Origin of the sequence: Actinoallomurus sp. NPDC050550 (assembly GCF_040655075.1) — a bacterium.
GTDB lineage: Bacteria > Actinomycetota > Actinomycetes > Streptosporangiales > Streptosporangiaceae > Actinoallomurus.
This window is the reverse complement of the sequence record NZ_JBFAJC010000123.1, coordinates 1-5,835: the sequence shown is the minus strand read 5'-3', so window position 1 is coordinate 5,835 and position 5,835 is coordinate 1. Positions and strand designations below refer to the sequence as shown.

The 5,835-nt window shown below is 68.3% G+C and carries 4 protein-coding genes and 2 pseudogenes; 4 read left to right on the top strand and 2 right to left on the bottom strand.

Going from position 1 to position 5,835, the window contains the following annotated elements; all coding sequences use genetic code 11:
• Window positions 1–308 precede the first annotated feature (308 nt).
• Both AB0I04_RS54795 and AB0I04_RS54790 read left to right on the top strand, forming a co-directional pair.
• Window positions 309–569: pseudogene (locus AB0I04_RS54795) on the top strand (transposase family protein); the annotation flags it as partial.
• Window positions 568–1,944 (top strand): annotated as a pseudogene (locus tag AB0I04_RS54790) (ISL3 family transposase); the annotation flags it as partial. The pseudogenes AB0I04_RS54795 and AB0I04_RS54790, both read left to right, overlap by 2 nt.
• A gap of 98 nt (window positions 1,945–2,042) precedes the next feature.
• Here AB0I04_RS54790 and AB0I04_RS54785 read toward each other — a convergent pair.
• Complete coding sequence (locus AB0I04_RS54785) at window positions 2,043–2,921, bottom strand: NAD(P)H-binding protein (RefSeq protein ID WP_360904904.1); 879 nt, start codon at window positions 2,919–2,921, stop codon at window positions 2,043–2,045.
• 108 nt (window positions 2,922–3,029) lie between these two features.
• Here AB0I04_RS54785 and AB0I04_RS54780 point away from each other — a divergent pair, with 108 nt between their 5' ends.
• Window positions 3,030–3,815 (top strand): helix-turn-helix domain-containing protein, encoded by a 786-nt coding sequence (locus tag AB0I04_RS54780; RefSeq protein ID WP_360904907.1) that lies wholly within the window; start codon window positions 3,030–3,032, stop codon window positions 3,813–3,815.
• A 6-nt stretch (window positions 3,816–3,821) separates the two neighbouring features.
• On the opposite strand, the gene AB0I04_RS54775 is transcribed toward AB0I04_RS54780, so the two are convergent.
• Window positions 3,822–4,157 (bottom strand): helix-turn-helix domain-containing protein, encoded by a 336-nt coding sequence (locus AB0I04_RS54775; protein ID WP_360904901.1) that lies wholly within the window; start codon window positions 4,155–4,157, stop codon window positions 3,822–3,824.
• Window positions 4,158–5,106: 949 nt separating this feature from the next.
• Between AB0I04_RS54775 and AB0I04_RS54770 the strand changes: the two genes are divergently transcribed.
• Window positions 5,107–5,667, top strand: coding sequence for a hypothetical protein (locus AB0I04_RS54770; protein WP_360904898.1), 561 nt, complete (start codon window positions 5,107–5,109; stop codon window positions 5,665–5,667).
• The last annotated feature ends 168 nt before the right edge of the window (window positions 5,668–5,835 follow it).

Here is a 5,835-nt window from a genome sequence, read left to right as displayed (position 1 = left end):
GGGACTGCGCACAGGAACAGGGCGACGTCGCGCACAAGTTGTTCGTCAAGGTCGGCGGCGACCGGTACATCGAGTTCGGCGATGCCCACTGATCCGTAAGCACGCTCACCACTGACATCAATTCGGCGTCGACTACTGACAACATTTGGCTCTGGCCCACTCTCGATGATCGGGTGACTCAGCGTGAGCTCGGGGTGTGCTGAGCGCGTGTATCGGCGTTGATCGCGATTCTGTAACAGGCTGCGCATGCAAAGGGGCCGCTCGTCGACGATTCGGTTTGTCGAGAACCTGATCACCAACGAGCGGCCGTGGGGTCAATTGTGCTGCTTTCGCCGGCGGACGGCGATGCCTGCTGCCTTCATCTGTTCTGCCCAGCTCTCAAGGAGGTGCAGGTCCTGGATGCTGAGGAACGCGGCGACACGGTACGGATCACGGCGCGCACCTCGACGGCCGAGGCATCGTGTCCGCGGTGTGAGGTCTCGTCGGCGCGTGTGCACAGCCGGTACCGGCGGACACTGCGGGATCTGGCGGCGTGCGGAAGACCGCTCGTGATCACGCTGGAGGTGCGCCGGTTCTTCTGCGGTGACCCCGGCTTGCGAGCGGGAGATCTTCGCCGAGCAGGTCGACGGGCTGACCGAGCCGCATGCCCGCCGCACCGGCGCGCTGCGCGGTCTGCTCACCTCGATCGCGGTGGCGCTGGCCGGGCGGGCCGGGGCCCGCATGGCCGCCTTGGCCGGCGTGCCGGTCGGCCGCTCCACGCTGCTGCGGATGCTGCGCGCGTTGCCCGATCCGCAGGTCGGGCAGGTCACGGTCCTGGGCGTGGACGATTTCGCCAAACGCCGCGGGAATTCCTACGGCACCGTCATGGTGGACATGGACACCCACACTCCGATCGATCTGCTGGACGGCCGGACCGCCGGCGACCTGGCCGCCTGGCTGACCGACCATCCCGGGGTCGAGGTGATCTGCCGGGACAGGGCCGGCGCCTACGCCGACGGCGCCCGCGAAGGCGCCCCCGATGCCGTCCAGGTCGCCGACCGCTTCCACCTTTGGCAGAACCTCGCGCAGGCGCTGGACAAGACGATCCGCGCTCACCGATCCTGCCTTCAAGACAGCCCCGAGCCGAGCACCGAGGACGAAACCCGCGGCGAGGCCGAACCCGTCGAGCGGCCCAAAACGCTGGACTCCTACGGCAGCGAACGGCCGATGGTGGCGCGGACCCGGGAACGTTACGCCCAGGTGCAAGCACTGAGAAACAACGGGGCCTCCCTGAACGCGATCAGCCGCGAGCTCGGCCTGGCGTTCCGTACCGCTCGCAAGTACGCCACCGCCACCGGCGTCGACGAACTCCTGGCCCCCACCCTGGGCCGCTTCAGCAAGCTGGATGAGTTCAAGCCCTACCTCACCTGCCGGTGGAACGAGGGCTGCACCAACGCGGCCCAGCTCCTGGCCGAGATCAAGGCCCAAGGCTTCACTGGCAGCCGCCGCGCCGTCCAGGGCTGGCTCAAGCCGCTGCGCGGACACCACAACGTACGGCAAGAGCCCTGCCCGCCGCCCAAGCCCCGCCGCGTCACCGGATGGATCATGACCCACCCCGACCGCCTGGACACCGAAGACAAGGCCCGCTTGGAACAGATCCTGGCTCGCTGTCCTGAACTCGCCGACGCTGCCGAACACGTCCGGAGCTTCGCCACGATGATGACCAACCGGAACGGCCATCTACTCGACGACTGGATCACCACGACCGAAGCCGGAGATTCACCTCACCTGGCCGCCTTCGCCACCGGACTCCGCCGTGACCACGCCGCGGTGCAGGCCGGACTGACTTTGCACCACAGCAGCAGCGCCGTCGAGGGCACCGTCAACAAGATCAAATTCCTCAAGCGCCAGATGTTCGGACGCGCCAACTTCGACCTCCTACGCGTCCGCGTACTCCACTACTGACAGACACGACACCACACTCCGTCACTCGGTCACCGAGAGTGTCAGTGACCTGCGACGTGGAATGTCAGTGACCGCGACACGAGAGTGGGAATTGGCCGTCAGGCGGTGAACGCGTGCAGGTGGTCGGCGGCCCAGGTGGCGAAGGTGCGCGGCGGCCGGCCGAGTACCCGCTCCACATGATCGGTCACCGTCGCGTTGCGGCCGGCTGCGACGAACGCCCGGCCGTCGATGGCAACCTCCACGAATGCCGGATCCATGCCGGAGTCGAGCATCTGGCGGCGGGCGACGTCGAGCGGCACGTCCATGGTCTCCACCACTCGGCCGAGTGCCCGCGACAGCAGCCGGGCCTGGTCTGAGACGCTGAGCGCTTCCGGCCCGGTCAGTGTCAGGACGCGGCCGTCGCAGGCGGGTGAGGTCAGCACCGCTGCCGCGACCGCGGCGACGTCACGGGGGTCGATAACTCCCTGCGCGCCGGCGCCGGTCATGTTGGGGACGGGTGTCCCTGCGCGGATCGCCCGCGCCCAGCGCAGCGTGTTGGAGGCGTAATCGGAGGGGCGCAGCACCGTCCATGCGGTGCTGCTCGCCCGGATCGCTTCTTCGCCCGGCCGGTGCCAGGTCCCGACCTTGACCGGTCCGCGCCCGTCGGGGCCGTCTGGCTCGCCTGCCACGGTGGTGCCAATGGCGGACAGCTTGACGATCTTGGCCACGCCCGCTGCTCGCGCCGCCGCGAGCATAACCGTGTCGTGCCGGGGGATGGCCGGGCCGGGAGCTGTGGCAAGGAAGACGGCGCGGGTCCCGGCGACCGCGTGCTCCAGCGAGGGCGCATCATCGAAGTCGGCCCTGACGACCTCGGCACTGGCGGGGAGATCCGCCCGGGATGGCTCCCGCACCATCGCCCGGACCCGTTCGCCCGCGGCCGCCAGCTGCCGGACGACCTCGGCTCCGATGGTGCCGGTGGCACCCGTGATGAGGATCATGACGGCCACGCTGCCAGCACGGTCGCACTGCCGTATAGGAAGATCCGGCACGGTTCGCCGACGCGAGGGATCCCGGCGGGGCCAGGGCCATAGGCTACGTGCGTGAGGATGATGCAACGGACCGCAGTGCCTGTCCCGGTGGGCCTGCGCCGGTGGATCACCGGCATCGAGGTGGCGTCCGCCGAACCCGCCGGGGAGCATGTGCTCGCGCACGTGCCGGACGGGGCCGCCGCGCTGGTGTTCCGCGTGACCGCCGACCAGCGGGCCGACCTGCTGGTCGCAGGGCCGCGCACCCGCGCCTCCTACAACGTTGGCGAGCCCGTTCCCCTCTATATCAGGGCACGCGTCAGGCCCGGCCGGGCCAGGCCTCTGCTCGGCACGCCGCTGAACCAGCTCACTGGCCACGTCGTCCCGCTGTCACAGCTATGGGGCGAGGCCGCAGACCGGCTCACCGGGGAACTGGCCCGTCTTGGCCCCAGGCCGTCAGCCGGGCTCATCCGCGCTTGCATCGAGACGGCCGTGCGGGACCGCCTCGCCGTCCAGTCCCGCCACGACCTCGCGCGCACCGACCTGCTCTGCGCTGCCATCGACGAGCTCACCCCCACGGGGCGGCGGCTGGAGCCGCTGCCCGGACTCGCCCGCAAGCTCGCCGTCAGCGAGCGCCAGCTGCGCAACCTGTTCACCGACGGGGTCGGCGTGGCACCCAAGCGCCTGGCGTCCATCAGCCGGGTCCGGTACGTCCTCGCGCACGCCAGCCGCCGCCGGTGGGCGCAGCTCACCGCCGACTGCGGCTACTACGACCAGTCCCACATGGCCGCCGAGTTCCGCAGGCACATGGGCACCTCACCCCAGGCGTTCGCCGCTGGGCACCTGCCGCCCGCCCAGCCGTGCTGACCCTCCTCACCGCCAACTCCAGGTGGAAGACGGCAGTCCCAGGTCGCGGGGGCAGCACCGGGCGATCAGGCGGATCTGGCGGATCTGGCGGATCTGGCGGCGGACCGCCTCGCTGATCGTCTTTGGTCTGCCCCCGCTCCGTTTTGGGTCCAGGGCCTTGAACCCGATGTCGTTGAAGTCGTGGATCACGCCGCGGACGTACTCGGGTGAGCGGTCCAGCAGGTGAGCGATGTCCGGGACGCTTTGGCCCTGGGCCGACATCAACACCACGATCGCCCGCCGCAGCTTCACCGGGTCCTTCGAGGTCCGCCCGATCCGCTGCAATCGCTGCCCCTCAGACATCGTGACCGGCCGGACGAACACTTCCCGGGGGACGTCCCATCAACCACCTCCGAGATCGCACTCGAAGCAGCCTGGCCAACACCCGGCTAAAGATCAATTACACGAACAACGATCTTGGACGCGGCCACTAGCCTCGCCACCGAACGAAAGCTCCACCCCGCACAGCCCCAGACACAAAACCCCAGCCCACAGGCTCACTCAGGACAAGCTACACCCATCAACGATCCCGCCACCCGCTCTCCCACGCCGCGCTGATCTGCCTCTACGTCCAGGGCCAGTGGCCGGCGGAAGACGATCAATAACAGCGCTCTTTTCGAGGGATTTCACACTGAGTAGCTGCCTCATCGAGAGTGGGCCAGAGCCCAACATTTCGGCGCTCAACAATGGAAGCTTCCGCGGGCCCGCGCTTGCCGACGTTCCTCGCGCATCGGCCGTGCGCCGCAGTGTACGCGGTGGAGACTTGGGCCATGGCGTTGCGGCTGCAGGTGAGTGATGAGGTCCTTTCCCGGCTCGGGCGGCCCACGGTGGACGGCTTGGGTTCTCGGCTGACCGAGCACGCGCCGCGCCTTGGATTCGGTGAGCTCCTCGGGGCCGGCCCGGTCGGCCCCCACTCGGGTCGGTGTCGCCAGCCGCGAAGTAGCTGTGTGTGACGACGGCGACTGTGGGTGATTCTCATCAATGACCGGTTGTGCGAGGTCAACGCGCCCTGCGTTCGGCGGGGGCGTTCCCCCAGGTCGCCGTTCGCAGAACCTCTCTCACAACCTCGGCGTTCTGAGAAACGGTTCTGAGGCAGCCGTGACCTGGATGAACGCTCTACTCTGCGGCCGGTGACACAGGCCCGAGCGGAGGGCCAGGAACAGCCGTTATCGCCGAGAATGATCTTGTTGACGGTCATGACCGACACTCCTGCTCGTTCGGCGTCCGCCCAGGTGGTGAACGTTGGGAACCCGTGACGCGAATCAATGACGGTGATGGCCTGCTCGACCAGGGCGGGGACCGCGATTGTGAACGGGCCTATCGAGGACGGCTCAGACGCGTGATCACACCAGCCACAGGGAGATCATTCCAGTTGCCGCTGCCCTTTCCTGCGGCCGATCCTGTGTGCTCTGCCAACGAGGAGGACACCGTGGGGCTCGTTTTGTTTCCAGGAGACGACGACACCGGCAGTCCGGACGTCTCCTGGTCCTACACCGGCTTTGGCGTGTTCCGGCGGTGGCTGGCGCAGGCCGAGGGATTCGCTCTTCACGAGATGCACGGCTTCGGCGGGCAGCGCCCCTGGAGCGACGTCTCCACTACGCTGACACCGCTTCTCAATCACCCCGACGACGACGGCCCCGACCTCACGCCCACCCAATGCGCCGCGATCCTGCCCCGCCTACAGGAGATCGCCGACCACTGGCAAGAGGGAAGCGTCGATCCGCTCCTTCAGCGGCACATCGACGACGCCCGCCAGTTGGTGGTCGTACTGCAACTGTGTGTCGAGAAGGACGTCGATCTCCTCTTCGGCTGATCGCCGACCCGGCGTAACCGACTCACCGTAACGAGCAGTTACGGGACAGCCCTTAGCGGCCCGCGAGGAGCAACCCCTGCGGGGGCGGGCCCGGCGGACTGATCCGGCCGGGACGTCAGGGTCGGTCAGAAATCGGGGAGTTTGGGCGGCTGCCAGTTGTCGGTGCCG